Origin of the sequence: Enterobacter sp. UNJFSC 003, from assembly GCF_036903355.1 — a bacterium.
Lineage (GTDB): Bacteria > Pseudomonadota > Gammaproteobacteria > Enterobacterales > Enterobacteriaceae > Enterobacter.
In genome coordinates this window covers 1-276 of record NZ_JBAKHK010000141.1, presented here as the reverse complement: position 1 = coordinate 276, position 276 = coordinate 1, and the positions used below count along the sequence as shown (strand labels likewise).

Annotated in this window: 1 protein-coding gene; it reads left to right on the top strand. The window is 54.7% G+C overall.

Annotated features, from left to right (window positions below; genetic code table 11):
• On the top strand, nt 1–276 hold a 276-nt coding region (locus V5P19_RS23495), incomplete at both ends, for a cation:proton antiporter (RefSeq protein WP_334407951.1).

The window sequence follows — 276 nt, the reverse complement described above, 5'->3', positions numbered from 1 at the left end:
GGGTAGTGATAAGCGTGGGTGTGCTGGTGGCGGTGAAAATTCTCGGGCTGTATCTGCTGGCGCGATTGTATGGCGTGCGTAGCTCAGAGCGGATGCAGTTTGCTGGCGTGTTGAGTCAGGGCGGTGAGTTTGCCTTTGTCCTCTTTTCTACCGCTTCTTCACAACGTTTATTCCAGGGCGACCAGATGGCGCTGTTGCTGGTGACGGTGACGCTTTCCATGATGACCACGCCGCTGCTGATGAAGCTGGTAGATAAATGGCTATCCCGCCAGTTTA